The organism is Halopseudomonas oceani (assembly GCF_002903165.1).
Taxonomy (GTDB): domain Bacteria; phylum Pseudomonadota; class Gammaproteobacteria; order Pseudomonadales; family Pseudomonadaceae; genus Halopseudomonas; species Halopseudomonas oceani.
This window is the reverse complement of record NZ_PPSK01000014.1, coordinates 1-14848: the sequence shown is the minus strand read 5'-3', so window position 1 is coordinate 14848 and position 14848 is coordinate 1. Positions and strand designations below refer to the sequence as shown.

Annotated in this window: 11 protein-coding genes; 3 read left to right on the top strand and 8 right to left on the bottom strand. The window is 61.0% G+C overall.

Features of this window, described 5'->3' with window-relative positions:
• Positions 1–52: 52 nt before the first annotated feature.
• From C1949_RS13910 to C1949_RS13890, 5 genes are all read right to left on the bottom strand, one after another.
• On the bottom strand, positions 53–1522 hold the full coding sequence (locus C1949_RS13910) for a surface lipoprotein assembly modifier (protein WP_104739083.1): 1470 nt from the start codon (positions 1520–1522) through the stop codon (positions 53–55).
• Between the two features lie 120 nt (positions 1523–1642).
• Positions 1643–2389, bottom strand: coding sequence for a Slam-dependent surface lipoprotein (locus tag C1949_RS13905; protein ID WP_104739082.1), 747 nt, complete (start codon positions 2387–2389; stop codon positions 1643–1645).
• A 98-nt stretch (positions 2390–2487) separates the two neighbouring features.
• On the bottom strand, positions 2488–5511 hold the full coding sequence (locus C1949_RS13900) for a TonB-dependent receptor (protein WP_104739081.1): 3024 nt from the start codon (positions 5509–5511) through the stop codon (positions 2488–2490).
• A 94-nt stretch (positions 5512–5605) separates the two neighbouring features.
• On the bottom strand, positions 5606–6550 hold the full coding sequence (locus C1949_RS13895) for a FecR domain-containing protein (protein WP_104739080.1): 945 nt from the start codon (positions 6548–6550) through the stop codon (positions 5606–5608).
• Positions 6547–7065: a sigma-70 family RNA polymerase sigma factor gene (locus C1949_RS13890; protein ID WP_104739079.1), complete on the bottom strand. Its 519-nt coding sequence runs from the start codon at positions 7063–7065 to the stop codon at positions 6547–6549. Before C1949_RS13890 ends, C1949_RS13895 begins: the two co-directional genes overlap by 4 nt.
• A gap of 240 nt (positions 7066–7305) precedes the next feature.
• On the opposite strand from C1949_RS13890, the gene C1949_RS13885 reads away from it, so the two are divergent.
• From C1949_RS13885 to C1949_RS13875, 3 genes are all read left to right on the top strand, one after another.
• Positions 7306–7857, top strand: a complete 552-nt coding sequence (locus C1949_RS13885; protein ID WP_229744451.1) for an RNA polymerase sigma factor — start codon at positions 7306–7308, stop codon at positions 7855–7857.
• A complete protein-coding gene (locus C1949_RS13880) occupies positions 7850–8818 on the top strand; it encodes a FecR family protein (protein WP_170063081.1) in 969 nt (322 codons plus the stop codon). The genes C1949_RS13885 and C1949_RS13880 overlap by 8 nt, the downstream gene beginning before the upstream one ends.
• 188 nt (positions 8819–9006) lie before the next feature.
• A complete protein-coding gene (locus tag C1949_RS13875; protein ID WP_229744457.1) occupies positions 9007–11430 on the top strand; it encodes a TonB-dependent receptor in 2424 nt (807 codons plus the stop codon).
• A 45-nt stretch (positions 11431–11475) separates the two neighbouring features.
• On the opposite strand, the gene C1949_RS13870 is transcribed toward C1949_RS13875, so the two are convergent.
• The 3 genes from C1949_RS13870 to C1949_RS13860 form a co-directional block, all read right to left on the bottom strand.
• Positions 11476–13107, bottom strand: a complete 1632-nt coding sequence (locus tag C1949_RS13870; protein ID WP_104739076.1) for a methyl-accepting chemotaxis protein — start codon at positions 13105–13107, stop codon at positions 11476–11478.
• Between the two features lie 399 nt (positions 13108–13506).
• Complete coding sequence (locus tag C1949_RS13865) at positions 13507–13989, bottom strand: pilin (RefSeq protein WP_104739075.1); 483 nt, start codon at positions 13987–13989, stop codon at positions 13507–13509.
• Positions 13986–14848, bottom strand: an 863-nt coding sequence (locus C1949_RS13860; protein WP_211287160.1) for a hypothetical protein, incomplete at its 5' end; no start/stop codon positions are given. The genes C1949_RS13860 and C1949_RS13865, both read right to left, overlap by 4 nt.

The window sequence follows — 14848 nt, the reverse complement described above, 5'->3', positions numbered from 1 at the left end:
AACGAACGAGGCACCCCGTTTCCGTAATGGCCGAGCAGGTTTTTTTGCCCAATCAGAAAATCTTTTCCATACGCAGGCTCAGCTGTGTGCGCTGATAGGAGTAGAGCCAGTCGATGTTGCTGCTTACCCGGGTGTGTTTCAGCAAGAGGTTGGGGGTGAAACCGAGCAGCGCCAGGCGAGGCGCACTGATGATCAGCGTGTGACTGGACTCATCATCGCGGCGGCGGCTGCCGAGCAGCGCGTTGAAGTCGTTGTATTCGCGGTGGCGGAAACTGCTGAACAGGCTCGTACGCAGGCCGCTCTGCAGGGTCATTGACGCCCCCAGCCTGACACCGCTCTGGAGATAGCCGTAGGCGCTTTCTGCGGTACGCCGCTCACTCAGGTCCAGCCCGCCAAACAGCGTCCAGCGCGGCGACAGTTGGTGCCAGGTGGTGAAGTACAACGCGCTGTTGTCACCGTTGTTGTAGCGATACACCTGCTCGCGGTAGCGCAGGTCGCGGTAGTTGGCCTCCAGCTTGAACGCGCTGCGCTGGCTTAGGGTGTGCAGCCACTCGGCCCGTGTGCCCCAGGCTGAGTACATGGCCTCGTTGCCGACCCGGTTGGTCTCGAAACTCGGCGCCAGGCTGTAGTGGTTGCGCGCGTCGCGGTAGCTGTAGCCCAGGTTGGTGATCAGCGTGCTTTCGTTGTACTCGCTGTGGTCTTGATAGCTGTAGCCGTACAGCAAGGCGCGGGCGTAAACGCCGTGATGGCCGCTGAGGGCGACGCGTCGGTTTAGGGTGGCCTCGTAATCCAGGCCGCTGGCGCTGATCGCCTCGGGCAGGGTGCGGCGCACGATGCAGGTGCCGCTGCCGGCACTGAGCAGGCAGGTGTCGCTCTCGGAGCTTTGGTTGAGGTTGTCGCTCCAGGTCGCGCCGAGGTTGATAGAGCCCTGCCAGCGTTGGCGCTGATCCAGTGCGGCTAGAAAACGGCCGACGCTGGTGCGCACGCCCTCTGCGCGCGGGTCATCAGCTGGAAGCCGTGCCCGTATCCGCTGAAACAGGGCCTGGGCTGCGCGGTCCTGCTGATCTTCGAACAGCACCCGCGCCAGTTCCAGCTGGCCCGGCAGAAACTCAGGGCGCAGCGTCAGCAACTGGTGAAAGTGCGCTTGTGCTTCGACATAGTTGCCGCGCACGCGGGCCAACATGCCGTCGGCGTAGGCCAGCAGCATGGGGTCGGCGTCGGGCAGGGCACGGTAGCGTTGCAAAAAAGCGCTGGCGGCCTGCCATTGTTGATGGCCGAGCGACAGGTACAGCGCGCGGCCGAGATCGTTGGCGTTGTTGCCGATGGCGAGGGTTTCGCCATTGAGGGTAATGCTGGGCTGCTCATCCAACTCGCCTTCCAGCAGCTCTTGCTCCTGAACGTTGGCGTTGCCCTCAATGCGCTGGTTGAGCCGCAGGTTGGTGTCTTCGTCGGCGGCCTGTAGCGCAGCGCTGGCGAGTAGCAGGAGCAGGGCGGGAAGCACAAGAAAATGGTGGCGAAGCATAGAAACTCTTGCGTGGCTGGCCGTGTTGCGCGGCCGAAACGGGCAGGGCCGAAGCCACCTCTGCAGCGGTGACTTCGGCCCGGTATCAGCACCTGCCATGGCCGTGGCAGGCAAGCGCGATTAGTCTTTGGTGCCGCCGAAGGCGGTGTCGTAGTCGCGGTTGCTGAAGGTGGCGATACCCGCAAGGGCGGCTGCGTCGTTACCGAAGAAGTTGCCGCTGACCTGGCCGCCGGTTGCCACGCCTGCCGAGCCGTTGGCAGTGGCGGTTGTGCTGCTGATGTTGCCTGCACTGTCGAAGCTGGCGCTGCCGATATTCACCGCCAGGCTGCTGTTAGACAGCGAACCGGTCAGGCTGTTGGTGCCAAAGTTGGCAGTGAAGGTCCCGCTCATCAGGTTGCTGCCGGAGTAGTCATTGATGCCGGCCACGCTGTAGGTTGCCGTGCCGCTGGTGGGCACGCTGGTGCCGGTGTCGTCGCCGACGTAGTACACGGTGCGGCTGCTGTCGCCGCTGGCGCCGGTTTGTGACCACTCGCCAAAGTAGACATTGGCGTTGCTGACCTTGGCAAAGTTGAAGACGCCCATGCCACTGTGGTCAGGTTCGTCCACATCAATCGGCGCGCTTAGGGTATACACCCCGTTGCTTTGGGTGCTGTAGCTGCTCAGGCCGGCAAAGTCGACCTTGGCACCTTTGCCGGTAGTGTAAACCCCTACTCCGGGCAGGCCAGCTGTGTGTGGGCCGAAGGGAACGTTCGAGGTGCCGACCTCGATATTGGTATCGTCGCTTTCTGCACCAATAACGGCGGCCTGCGACAGGGCGCTGACACTCAACAGGCTGGTGGCCAGAACAGACAGATAAATCGCTTTCATGTGAATCACCTTATGTTTGATGTGTGAGTTGTACTGCGCTTGCTTGGGTGTTGCGGTTACGGGTTTATGCGGTGGTGCCCTCCTGGTTGTGGGGTGAATCAGAACTGCGCCGTGAGGCTCAGTTTCAGCGCGCGGCCGGGGGCCGCGACGGCGGAACGGGTGGTTGGGTCGATGTAGTACTCGTCGGTCAGGTTGCTGCCGACCAGCTCCAGGGTGATGTCGTCTCGGGGCCGAAAGCTGACGTAGGCGTCGTAGGTGGTCACGCTGCCCCAGGACAGTGGCAGGTTGTAAATGGCGAGTTTGTTGGTCTCTGCGTTGGCCTTGTAGTCGTCCAGGTCGCTGTTTTCGTGTTTGCTGTAGTAGGTGACGCGGCTGCCGAGTTCGAGCTTGTCGTTGAACAGCCGGCCGCCAAAATTGAGGTTGGCCGAGTAACGCGGGATAGCGTGGGAAATCAGATAGCCACCCATAAAACCGTTCTCGACACAGTCGGGCACCGAGCCAAAGCGCGGGTCGGCCAGCGCGGCGGAACTCTCGTCGCAGACTTCGTTTTCCAAATTCCAGGCCAGGCTGAAGTCACCAAACAGGCCGCCGTTGTCGTAGCGGGTTTGCAGCTCGATGCCGCGCAGGGTTTGCTGGTCAATGTTGTAGAACAGGAAGTTGGTGCTGCGCTCGATCACGTCCTTGGTGCGGTGCTGGTAGTAGGCCAGCTTGAAATCGGCGTAGCGTTCGGCGTTGAGCAGACCGGTGAGGTTGTGCACGTAGCCGATCTCGTAGTTGAACGCGTGCTCAGGTTTGAGGGTGTAGAACGGGTTGAGCGAGGCAGAAAAGCCGATGGTGCTCTCGAACATGCTGGGGTAACGCACGGCCTCGCTGTAGCGCAGGTAGACACGGCTGTCATCGCTCAGGCGCAGGGCGGCCGAGGCGACCGGGGTCCAGTCGTGACCGCGGCGGGTTTTGACGGGGGTGGCCACGACCGCCGTTGTGCCTGGGCCACTGCCAATGGTGCAGTCGCCGCTAAGATTGTCGATGTTGTCTAGGGTGCCGTTCAGGCAGGCATTGTTTGCTCGGCTGTAGCGACCATCGCTGTCGGGTCGCCAGTCGACCACATGGGTGGCGGTGTAGGTGGTGCTCAGGTTGGCAAGAATCTCGGCAATTTCAGCCTCGGAGAAGCCGAAACCTTCCAACTGTGGCCGTGTGCTTTCCCTCCTTGCCTCCATTTCTTCATCGGTATAGGTCTCGATAGTGCGATAAGTCGCTTCGTAGTGCGTTTGGACCACGGTGTTAATCAAATTGCCCGCCGCCTGCTGCTCGGCCAGAAAGTCATCCTTGGCCCAGTAGGATGAGTAGCGGGCACCCAGATCCAGGGTAAGAAAGTCGGTGGGGCGCCAGTCGAAGTTGAAGTTGAACTCGCTCTCGGCGCGGCGCCCGGCACGTGGAAACATGCGCCAACCGTCGTCGACGCCGTTGTAAACGTCGCCGGAGCGCAGCTTCTCGTGCTGGTAACTGCCGCCCAGGGTCAGGTCCAGGCTGCTGGCCAGCGCCAGCTGGTTGCTCAGGGTGATGCCCACGCGGTTCTGATCGGCGTTGGCCACGGCGGTGTTACGCAGCACCGGGTCTTCCCAGGTGGCGTAGTTGGGAAAGCCGCCAGCGCTGTAGGTGTCGCTCTCGGTACGGGTGGTCCAGAGGTTGGCGTACAGGTCGATCCAGCGGTTGTCCGGATTGAACTCGTATTCCAGGTTATAGGCTTTGGCATCCACATGGCTGAGCGGCCATTGCACGGCGCCCTTGTCGTCGGCGTTGGCCAGCCGGGTAGGCAGGATTTCGCCATAGAGCATGTCGGTGTCGCGGTAACCGAAGGTCAGGCTATGGTCGTCGTCGAACTTCCAGCGCGCCTTGAACAGCCAGGATTCCATCTTGCTGGAGGTGTTGGGCACCTCGTCACCAGGGTGAAAATCCAGCGCCAGGCTTTGCGAGTACTCCTGTGTACGCTCACCGGTATCCGGCTGTGAATAGAAGCCTGCGCCGTTCTTGCCGGAGAAGTAGTTGCCGTGCTCGCGAAAGGCGTACGCGCCTAGTAACTCGAACTGCTCCTGCCGGGTGCCGAGCGCCAGCCGGTAGGCGTGATCGTTGCCCGACAGCAGTTTGTCGTCGCTGCTGGTCTTGAGGTTGACGCGCAGGGTAGGGTCGCTGCTGGGCACGCTCGGGTTCATCGGGAAGCCCGGCACGTTGTAGAAGATTTCACCGGTGTGCAGCTGCGGGATGCGCGGGTTGACGGTGTTGTTGCCGGCCTCCAGTTTTAGCTCACCGCCAAAACGCTCGCCCTCGGCCAAAATGTCGTCCACGTTGATGGTGCTGGCCACGACGGCACCACCCACCGAGCTGTTGACGTTGCGCTCGATATTCGGGCCCTTGATGACCTTGATACCGCCGATCAGGTTGGGGTCGATGTAGCTGCGGTTGGAGGCGCCGTTGTAGCCGCGCCAGACCGACATGGCCTGCTCGGTGCCGTCGATGGTCAGCGGCACCCGGCCTGGGCCCTGAATGCCGCGAATGTTCGGGTCCAGGCCGCCGCTGTTGCGGGCGTCGCCGGTGTAGACGTTGAGCATGCCCTTGAACAGGTCAGCCGGATTGGCACCCTTGTAGCGTTCGATCTGCTCTTTGCCGGAATAAACGCTGGAGATGTTGTCGTCGTAGACGCTGTCGTGGCCTGCTTCGTCGCGGCTGATCAGATATTCGTCGGCTTCGATGAACAGGGGAGTCAGGGTATCGGTGTCTTCTTGTGCGGCCAGGGCGCTCAGACGCCATGCGCCGTCAGCCTGGCGTTGTGCTCTCAGCCCGGTGGTGGCCAGCAGCTGGTGGAGCGCCTGGTCCACGCTGTAGTGGCCCTGCAGCCCCGGGCTCTGTACGCCTTGAGTAAGCGCGGCGTCCAGATACAGCTCGATGCCGGCCTCCAGTGCAAAGCGGTTGAGTACCTGGTCCAGGCTGCCTGCCGGAATGTTGAACGTCTGAGCGGTTGCCGTCTGGGCGTAGCCCGGCAGGCTGCTGCCAAGGCAGCTGATGCCTAATCCCAGGTGCAGTGCAATGGTGAGGGGTGTATGGCGTAGAGTCTGGCCGCGTAGCATGAGTGGTTCTGTCTCGTGTGTCGGTGTTTCCCGATACACCGAGTGAGCTGGTGAAACCCTCAATGCGAATACGAAATATTATTATCTTTCGTGTTCAGGCTGGCTCGACTTTGACCCAATAGCGGCTGAAATAGCGCAGTCGCACCGGCAGCACCTCGGGCAACCTGGCGAGGGTGACGTCGGTGTTCCGCAGCGAGAAAACGCCGGTCAGTTGTAACCGGGCGAGGTCGGGATCGGCACGCAGCATGCCTTGGCGGTAGCGGCCCAGCTCGGCAAGAAAGTGCGTCAGCGGCATCCGTTCTGCCACCAGCCGGCCGTCGATCCAGGCCAGTTGATTGGTGTCTGCCGGTCTGACTGGCTGGACCCGTTGCGCGGAAAAGGTGACCGCTTCGCCAGCATTGAGCGTGACGCTTTCACCCTCGATGCGTTGCAGCTCCACGCTGGCCTGGCCGGAATACACCGCCAGTTGGCTGTCGTGTGCCTGCTGGCGCAGGCAAAGGCGGCCATGGTGTGCCTGAACGACGCCGTCACGGCAGCTCAGTTGCAGAGAGCGGGCGTTTTCGGGCAGCTCGACCAGCAGCTCGCCCCGTAGTAGCCGCAGTCGATGGCCCGCTGCATCGCTGCGCAGGTTAAGGCTGGTCGCGGTATTGAGTTTGAGTTGTGTCCCGTCGGCTAGCCGCAGGCTGCGCATTTCGCCAGTAGCGGTGCGCTGGTCGGCCAGCAATGGCTGCCACTGCTGGCGAGTACCTATGCCCGTTATGGCGGCACCGCTCGCTATAACCCCTGTCATCACCAGTAACTGGCGACGCGACAGCCTGTTGCCCGAGGCAAGAACACGGTGACCTGTGCGGGCGGGCACGCTGTCAAAGTGCCCTTGCAATTGCTGCAGCTGCTGCCAGGCGTACTCGTTGGCCGGGTCACTCTGGCGCCAGTGCACGCAGGCCTGTTCGTCCTCCGCGGTTGCCTGTTCCGACCAGAGTCTTGCCAGCCAGTGTGCGGCCTGGCGGATGTGCTCGGGCGACAGCTGCGGCTGGCTCACCGTTCGAGTTCCTGTGCGGCCTGCAGGCAGCTTTGCAGCGCCCGGGCGATGTACTTCTCGACCGAGGAGATCGATACGCCGAGTTCCTCCGCGATGGCGCGATAGCTCATGCCGTCCAGGCGGCGCATCAGCAAGGCCCGGCGAACGTTCACCGGCAGGCCATGCAGCAGGCGGTCAATGGTTACCAGGGCTTCAAGTATCTCCGAGCAATGCTCAGGGGAGGGGTGGGTGTGCTCGGGCTGAGCGGCCAGCTCGTCGAGATAGGCCTGCTCAATGCGCCGCCGTCGGTAGAGGTCTATCAGCAAGCCTTTGGCGATGCGGGTCAGGTAGCCGCGCGAGTGCGCTGGCTCGGGCAACTTGCCTTTACTCAACAGCCGGAGATAAGTGTCCTGCACCAGATCAGCGGCGCTATGTGAGCAGCCGAGCCGGCGCTGCAGGAAGGCAGACAGCCAGGATTGGTGATCATGGTAGAGCTGGGCCATCTGCTGCTGTAGGGCGGAATCTCTGGCGTTCATGGCAGGCGTTCTTGCAGGCTCTAATTAAATGAGAATGCTTATTATTAATGCTGGGCCAGTTGATCGAGTCTGTCAATCCCGCTTGCAGCAGATCTCCGGCTTGACAGGCGCAGGTCGAATATCGGGATAATGATAAATATTATCATTTGATATTTATTATTGATTGCCGTGCGTGGTGCCCCCGCGCGATGTCGGAGATCTTTCCCTTGTCGATTTTCTGTTCAGTACGGGTGCTGTGTTGTGAGTGACGCCTCAGGTCCGGTTGGTAGCGCTGATTTGACGAGCCTGCGTGCGGAGTTGCGGCGGTTTCTCGACCGCCGCATGAGCAGTAGCCAGGACGCGGACGACCTGACTCAGGATGCGCTGGTTCGCTGGCTTGATAGCCGCGTGTATGAGCAGGCAGTGCCGCCACGTCCGCTGCTGTTTCGCATCGCCCGCAACCTGCTTTACGACCACTGGCGCCGCCAGCAGGTGCGCACCGGTAGCGGTGTGGTGGAGTTGAGCGACTCCGCAGAAGAGAGTGATGACGCCTTGCAGACGGAGGGTCCATTGCGACAGCTTGAGCAACAACAGCGCTTGCATCTGTTGGCCATTGCGTTGGAGGATTTGCCCCCTAAACGCAAGGAGGCATTTGTGCTGCACAAGTTTGAAGGACTATCGCAAGCCGCCGTGGCAGAGCGCATGGGGATATCGCTGAGCATGGTGGAAAAACACATTGCCAGTGCTCTGCTGCACTGCCGCAAACAGGCGCGCACCGCTCAGACCGGGGGTTCGGGAGGTTCGCGTGACTGATTTGTGCACAGCCCAAATCGATGAGCAAGCCGCTGTCTGGTTCTCCCGGCGTCAGGCGCGGGCATTGTCGGCTGCTGAGCAGGCGGAGTTTTCCCGCTGGCTGGCCGCCAGTCCCGAGCACGCCCAGGCCTATGCCGACATACAGCTGCTGTGGGATGACTGTGATCTGCTGGAGCGGCCGGCGCTGGCCAGTCCGGCAACGGTCAGGTCGATCACGACAAGCAGGCGCAGGCGTCTGCGAAGCGTTACCGCGTTGGCTGCGGCGGTGCTGCTGGGCGTCGGACTGCTGCTGTTGCAGCAGTGGCAAGCACCGGTGATGCAACTCACCGCCAGCGCCGGGTTGGATGATATCCGCCATATCCTGCTGGAGGATGGCAGTGAGCTGACGTTGAACCTCGGCTCAACGGCTGAAGTGCGCTACTACGATGATCGGCGAGAGGTAACGCTGGTTGCCGGCGAGGCGTTTTTTGCGGTGGCCAAGGATGCCGAGCGGCCGTTCCGGATCTCGGCGGGTGATGGGCAGGTTGAGGTCGTTGGTACGCGCTTCAATGTTCGGCGCAGTGACACGGGGCTGGCGGTCGCAGTGGAGCAAGGCCGGGTCAAGGTCGAGCCGGGCCGTCCCGAGCTTGCCGCTCAGGAGCTGACGCCGGGTCAACGGATCGAGATCGACTATGCCACGGCAACGGCGCGCAGCACTCGGCTGCCGCTGGCCGAGGTCGGCAGCTGGCGCAGCGGGCTGCTGGTGTTTCATGACCGCCCGTTGGCCGAGCTGGCGCAGGAGCTTGCTCGCTACCGTGGTCAGGCGGTTCGGGTCACGGATCCTGAGCTGCTGACGCGACGGCTGTCCGGCACGCTGGACATCCATCACCCGGATCGTTTCCTGCGGGCGTTGCCGCAGTTGCTGCCGGTCGAGTTGACCGAACTGGCGGACGGCTCGATTCAACTGACTGGACGCAAATGAAAATATTTTTCATTTGAGGGGTGGGGGTTTGCTCCGCTGCTGCGTTTTCTGGGGTGTTATCCACTTGCTGCACACCCAAGGAGAGCGTGATGAATCCCCGCCTGCCCCGTTCTGCACTGTCCCGGCTGACCCTGTCGTTACTGGCTGCCGTCAGCCTGCAATTGCAGGCTGCCCCGATTGAACTGTCCATGCCGATGCAGCCACTGGCCTCGTCGCTGACCCGACTGGCGCAGGCTGGCCAACTGCAGATTTTGTTTGATGAGGCGCAGACGCACGGGTTTACTGCACCGGCCCTGCAGGGCCGTTACGAGCCGGAAGACGCGCTGAGGTTGCTGCTTCAAGGCTCGAATCTGGAGCTGATACCGGTCAACCAGGGCTTTGTTATCCGACCGCAGCCTGTACCTGCCAGCACTGATAACAGCCTGACGCTGCAGACCATTACCGTGGTCGGCGATGGGTTGGAGGTCAATTCCGCCAATGTCGGGCGCTCGACGATGGGACGCCGTGATATCGAACGGCAGCAAGCAAACAACATACCCAGTCTGCTGCAGACCCTGCCGGGTGTGACCATGGGCGGCTCCGCCAAGCCTGGCGGCCAGACCATGAACATCTGGGGTCTGGGTGATGCCGAGGACGTGCCGTTCACGCTCGATGGTGCCAGCAAAAGCGGTTTTGAGCGCTACCAGCAGGGCACGATTTTTATTGAGCCGGAGTTGATCAAGCGGATTGAAGTGGAGAAGGGTCCGTACTCGGCAGACACTGGCAACGGTGGCTTTGGCGGTACCGTCCACATGGAGGCCCGCGATGCCACTGACATGCTCAAGCCGGGTCGCAACAGTGGCGCGCTGATCAAGTATGGCTACCAGAGCAACGACCAGCAACGCAGCTATACCGGCGCGCTGTTCGGGCGTAGTGACGATGGGATGTTCGACGGCCTGCTGTATCTCAACCACCGCGACAGCAATGACATCAAGCTGGCCGGGCACATCGATCAGGGCGAAGGCTATCTGTACCCAGAGCGTTATCCCTACACCGCGCAGAATCAGGACTCGGTGTTGTTCAAGGGCAACTTCAACCCGACTGACGAACACAGCTTCGGGCTGACCTACAGTCGCAGCAAGCTGGATCTGCGTACCCCGTTCAGCGCCGTAACCTTTCTGGTACCCAGCAAATGGTCGATCGACCGCTATGGCAGCCTTGAGGCAGCCATGCACCGTTTGTTGTCCAATCGTGAGCTGATTGACACCACCTGGGTTGGCAAATATCACTACCAGCCGCAGGACAACCCGTTGGTTGATCTTGAGCTGAGTTACTCGCTGTCTGATACCGACCAGACGGACACGCGTGACGACGATGCCAGCTACAGCTCTTCGACCGGTGGCAAGTACATCAACACCCGCTACCGCGACAAGGTTCTGGACCTGCGCAACACCAGTCTGTTTGACACCGGTGAGCTGGCCCATGAGCTGACCGCCGGGCTGCAGTGGCGTCTGCATACCCGCGGTGTGCTGATGTATCTGCCTACCTACGACAGCAACCCGGACTACAACTATGGCTGGTATCAGCCGCAGTTCATGCCGGCTGGCGAGCAGGAAGTGCGCAGCCTGTTCCTAGAGGATGCCATCACCTTGGGAGACGTCACCGTTACCCCGTCGCTGCGTTACGATCACGTGACCAACAGGGGCAAGCGCAACCTGGCCTTACGCTACAACAATGCGGCGATGAACCACGATTATCGACCGGTCACCTATACCGGCTGGTCGCCCCGGTTGTCAGTGTTCTGGCGAGTAAACCCGAACCTCGGACTGTTCGTCGACTATGCCAGCACCTGGCGTGCACCGGTGCTGGATGAACAGTACGAAGTACAGAGCAGCTCCACCCTGAGCGGCAGCAGCCGCGACCTGGATGCTGAGCGGCTGCGCGGTGTGCGCGGCGGTGCGGTGGTTACCCTGCCTGACCTGATCAGCGCCGGCGACAATCTGCAGGTGCGGGCGACGCTCTACCGTCACCGGATCAGTGACGAGATATTCAAGTTCCGCTCCATTGCCTGTCAGGCGCAGGCAGAAAACGGCGGCAGCATCAGCGACAATTGCGGTGACCTGCTGCCGCTGTCCAATTATCGGAACCTGGACGGCCTGACCATTCGTGGCGCAGAGGTAGAGAGTTACTACGACAGCCAACGCCTGTTCGCCAGCCTGTCCTACTCCTGGACCGAAGGCCGTCATTACGGCGCCTACAGCAACCCCTGGGCACAGAACGTTTGGGCTCGGGATATCCCGCCGGCCAAATGGGTGGCGATGCTGGGGCTGAAGCTTCCCGAACTGGATATGCAGGTGGGCTGGCAGGGCGAGTTTGTGCGCAAGAACGACCGGCAACCCTCGGACCAGTATGACGGCAGTGGTGAACGCTACTGGGATAGCTACGCCAATGGCAGTTATGACGTGCATCGGGTGTTCGCCGACTGGTCGCCGCGCAGTGGTCAATTGGCCGACCTCAGCGTCAAGCTGACGGTCGATAACATCTTCAACCGCTTCTATCGTCCGGCGATGTCCGGTGACAACGCCTACTCGCAGGGGCGTAACGCCAAGTTCAGCGTCAGTTACGCATTCTGACTCGACCGCTGCTGCAGCCGACATGACTGCTGCAGCGGCCCGCCCTCAAGAGGTAAGCCGGAAGCGGCTTACCAGTGAGTTCAGATCGACTGCCAGGCGAGACAGCTCCTGACTGGCCGCGTTGGTCTGCTGGGCGCCAGCTGCAGTCTGCATGGACAGGTCGCGGATGTTGACCAGGTTGCGGTCCACCTCGCGGGCGACCTGGGCCTGTTGCTCGGATGCGCTGGCAATCACCAGATTGCGCTCGTTGATCGAACCAATAGCGCGGGTAATATCCTCCAGTGCCTCGCCAGCCTGTTGTGCCATGCTCAGGGTCGAGGTCGCCAGCCCCATGCTGCTTTGCATCGCAGTAACGGCACTGCTGGCCCCTTTCTGCACGGTGTCGATCATCCGCTCGATTTCTTCGGTTGACTGCTGTGTGCGGTGCGCCAAGCCGCGCACTTCGTCGGCCACAACGGCAAAGCCGCGGCCCTGCTCGCCGGCTCGAGCTGCTTCAATCGCGGCGTTCAGTGCTAGCAGGTTGGTCTGCTCGGCCACGCTGCGAATGACCTCGAGCACCTGGGCGATGTTGCGGACGTCCTGTGCCAGGGTTTCCACGCTGGTAGCGGTTTCGGTGATATTGCTGGTCAGTGAATTGATCGAGCTGACGGTTTGCTGAACCTGATGCTGACCGTTTTGTGCGCGCTCGTTGGTTTCTTTCGATGCCTCCGAGGTGCTGACGGCGTTGGTCGCGACTTCTTCAACGGCCGTGGTCATTTCGTTCACTGCGGTAGCGGCCTGCTCCATTTCCTGATTCTGTTGGCGGATGCCGCGATTGGCATCTTCGGTAACCGCATTCAGCTCTTCTGCGGCCGACGCCAGCTGGGTAGAGGAGGTGTTGATCCCGTGGATGGTCTGCGCAAGGTTCTGCTGCATGGTATTTAGCGCCGCCAGCAGTTCCGCCGGCTCATCTTTGCCCTGATCCTGCATCTGTTGAGTAAGGTCGCCAGAGGCGATGACATTGGCCAGCTGCACCGCTTTACCAAGCGGCGTAACGATACTGCGGGTCAGCATGATCGCCATGATAATCGTCAGCACCAGACTGGCTGCGGCGACACACAGCACCACGGTGAGGCTGTCGCGGAAGACGACCGAGCTGCTGGCGGTGGCTGCTGTTGCCCCCTTCTCGTTGATATCGGTAAGGGAGGCGAGCTTCTGGACCATATTATCGGCGTCGTCGTTCAGGTAGCGATTGACCACTTCCTCCGCTTGCGCGTTCTGGCCCTGGCTGACCAGTTCCACGACTTGTCTTTGGTGAGTCATGTAGGTGTCCCGTGCCTTGGTGAACGCCTCATAGGCGTCACGCTCGCGCTCAGAGGAAATCAGTGCTTCGTAACGCCGCTCGGCGGTATCCATCGCCTGGTCTGCGTCGTTCAGGCGTGCGCGCGTGTCGCTTATGTCGCTGGCATCACTCAGCGTCAGCATGCGCAGCGTCAAGGCGCGCACCCGCGAGGTCGCAATGCCCATATCATTGATGGAAAGGATGGCGGGCAACCAGTTTTGATCGATTTCGTCGGACAGATCGTTCATGCGCTGCATTTGCAGGGCCGTGATCACGCCAAGCGCAATGATCAGCACGGTCATGGCAGCAAAGCAGAGGCCGGCCCGGAGGCCTATTTTGAGGTTTCTAATGGACATGGAGGCTCCAGAAGCCGCAATCCTTATGCGGCGAACGAGAAATAGAGAGGTCTGGCTTCAGGTTTGCATCATCCAGATGATGCGCTTGGCTGAGCCCACCGGATTATCGGCTAGTACACCTATCTCTTGACCAAAAAAGTCAAAGCATTTGCTTTTGTTTCATCGGTGATACATGTTGCGCCCGTTTCCATGCTGGGCTTCGTCTCGGCAACAGCGGTTTCACCACGGTTAACGTCTCTCTGGCGCAGGCAGTCAGGGTGTTGTCGATCCCACTGCGGCAAGCAGCAGATGCGCCTTACCTTGTTTAGAGCCTAGCAAATATCCGGGAAAGCACAGCAAGGGTGGGCGGGTAATCCTCACGATTGCAGCGAGATTTGCAGGCACCCCCGGCTCGGCGTTCTAGCTGCCTCGGCAGGCGGCCGGCAGAAACTCACGGGGCAGGTCGGTCTTGTTGATGCCGCGTGTTTCCATGCCCGTGACCGGTTCATCATAGCCGCATAGCCAGGCAATCGGGCTCTCCGGGCTGCCGGTTACCACGGCCGGACGAAAGCTCAGCGTCTTACCTTGCAGCGGCTGCGAGGCCTTGTTGCCAAGGGTCACATGGATAGCGCCTGACTCGACGACCACGCCGGTTATCCGGTTGCCGATCAACTGCTGAGGCGCGGGCATGCCGGCGGCAGCATTGTCGACAGGGAAGGCCAGCCGCTCTTCGTAGTAGTTGTTTACCCTGCTCTTCAGCGAGCCGGCCATACTCAGCGCTTCGGTAATTTCGCTGCGCTGGATGTAGGTCTGGTAGGACGGCAGGGCGATGGATGCCAGAATGCCGATGATTGCGCACACCACCATCAGCTCGATCAGGGTGAAACCGCGGTTGCTGTTCATATTGCTTCTCCCAGGCTGAAGATCGGTGAATAGGCACTGGACAGGAACATCATTACCGCGACGATGACGACCACGGCGATCAGTGTCGTGAGGCCCTTGAGCTGTTTTTCGCAGGCCTGCAAAAAAGCCTGCATCTGTACTTCTGCGAGTGTTTGAATCTCGACAGCCAGGTCCATGCTGCTGTCTTCAACCTGCCGCAGATGTTGCTGTATCAAGCTCGCTTGTTCGCCCGGTTGTGCTGGCTCGTCGAGGGTTGGATATTGCAGGGCGTCAACGGTGCGAGCATAGGCGCGCCGGCAAGCGGGTATTACCAACAGGCAGCAGAGCAGCCGGTTCTGGGCATTCACCTCGAACTGAAAGAGCCGGCGCATTTGCAATGCGCTCAGCAGCGCCAGCAGGATCAGCACCGAGATGGCGAGCACGAATACGCCCCAATAGGCTTGGTACAACGCGAGATAGGTGGGTGGTGTTACCCCGAGGTTGTCGAAGACACTGCTGAAGGCGGGAGTGACCTTCAACTGATAAATGGCGGCGACCGCGTAGAACACCAGAGTGACGTAGCTCAGGTACGCCAGCGCGCGCTTGAATTTGATCGGGGTGTCCAGCGGCCTGCCCAGATTGAGTCGCTGGTAGATAGCGAGGGCACGCTCGGCGCGTTCAGGGTCGCGCATGTTGGCTAGCTGGGTCAGCAGCTGCGCGGGCCAGGTGTTTGCCACCAGCCTGTGGCCGTAGAGCGAGCAGGCGTCTTCGTCGCTGACCTTGCCTAGCCGCGCTGCCACGGTGTCAGCGCCCGTATGCTCGCTACTTGCCTTGCGGCAAATGTAGCCAAATCTGTCCCACGTCATGCTCTGCGTACGGG

Excerpts from the sequence above, each read along its gene's own strand:
- C1949_RS13890 (WP_104739079.1), bottom strand. The coding sequence starts at position 7,065 with ATGAACGCCAGAGATTCCGCCCTACAGCAGCAGATGGCCCAGCTCTAC.
- C1949_RS13870 (WP_104739076.1), bottom strand. The coding sequence starts at position 13,107 with ATGTCCATTAGAAACCTCAAAATAGGCCTCCGGGCCGGCCTCTGCTTT.
- C1949_RS13905 (WP_104739082.1), bottom strand. The coding sequence starts at position 2,389 with ATGAAAGCGATTTATCTGTCTGTTCTGGCCACCAGCCTGTTGAGTGTC.
- C1949_RS13865 (WP_104739075.1), bottom strand. The coding sequence starts at position 13,989 with ATGAACAGCAACCGCGGTTTCACCCTGATCGAGCTGATGGTGGTGTGC.
- C1949_RS13910 (WP_104739083.1), bottom strand. The coding sequence starts at position 1,522 with ATGCTTCGCCACCATTTTCTTGTGCTTCCCGCCCTGCTCCTGCTACTC.
- C1949_RS13875 (WP_229744457.1), top strand. The coding sequence starts at position 9,007 with ATGCCGATGCAGCCACTGGCCTCGTCGCTGACCCGACTGGCGCAGGCT.
- C1949_RS13900 (WP_104739081.1), bottom strand. The coding sequence starts at position 5,511 with ATGCTACGCGGCCAGACTCTACGCCATACACCCCTCACCATTGCACTG.